We start from the raw sequence: 1,014 nt of genomic DNA on the forward strand, positions 1-1,014 counted from the left end.
CTCGGCGGAGGCGTGGTCGGGTTCGGCGGCGGAGTCGTCGGGTTCGGGGTGCCCTGGAACTGGGCGAAGAACCGCCAGATCTCGCCCTTGGTCCAGGTGGTGATACCGCTCTCGGCGTAGGTGCCGTCGACGGGGCCCGGCATGTGGCCGTTGTCGAACGCGGCCCACTGCACCGGGTACCCGGCCCGGCAGCCCGAGTACGCGGTGGTGATGTGCGTCTTGCTGCCCGCGGCCGGCTCGCGCGGGCTCTGGGCGGTGCAGCCGTTGTTGCGCACGAACGTGTCACGCAGCGCCCGGCCCTGGGAGATGTTGAGCACGCTGTCGCTGATGCCGTGCAGCCCGAAGTACGCGATCGGCTGGGTGCCGCCGCTGCATCCGCTGATCTGCGCGCCGCTGATGACCGCGACCGCCCGGAAGACGGTGGCACGGGCGCAGGCGAGGGCGTAGCTCATGCCGCCGCCCCAGCTGAAGCCGAGGGCGAAGCGCTGGGTGGTGTCGACGCAGAGGTCGCCCTCGATGCGGCGGAGCATGTCGTCGACGAAGGTGACGTCCTCGCCACCGGCGTTGCCCCACCCGTTGCCGAGGCCCTGGGGCGCGACCAGGATCGCCGTGTTGTTCGACTGTTCCAGCTGGCCGTAGTAGGACCAGGCGGCCCCGCTGGTGCCGCCGTTGTCGATCTCGGTGGCGGTGCCGCCCCGCCAGTGGAAAGCGAAGATCAACCGGTACTGGTTGTTGTTGTTGTAGTTGTTGGGCATCCGCAGGATGAAGCTCCGGCTCTTGCCGTTGCTCTGGATCGTGTGGGTGCCGCTGCGCAGCGTCGGGGCCTTACCGCAGCCGGCGGTCGCCGCGGCGGCACCCACATCGGCAACCGGCTCCGCGGCGCCGAGGCCACCGTTCAGCGTCACGCCACCCGCCGTCACGACGAGTAGGGCCGCCAGCGCGATAGGGCCGGAGAAGAACCTGTGTCTGAACATCGATCGCTCTTTCTGCTGTTCGGGCAGGGACAGCTGGCGC

At 69.8% G+C, this 1,014-nt stretch carries 1 protein-coding gene; it reads right to left on the reverse strand.

Going from position 1 to position 1,014, the window contains the following annotated elements; genetic code table 11:
• Positions 1 to 974 (reverse strand): PHB depolymerase family esterase (locus tag LPU61_RS31465; RefSeq protein ID WP_229406986.1); only part of this gene is annotated, 974 nt, incomplete at its 3' end.
• Between the last annotated feature and the right edge of the window lie 40 nt (positions 975 to 1,014).

Origin of the sequence: Micromonospora sp. NBRC 110038 (assembly GCF_020884815.1) — a bacterium.
GTDB classification, from domain to species: Bacteria; Actinomycetota; Actinomycetes; order Mycobacteriales; family Micromonosporaceae; genus Micromonospora; species Micromonospora haikouensis.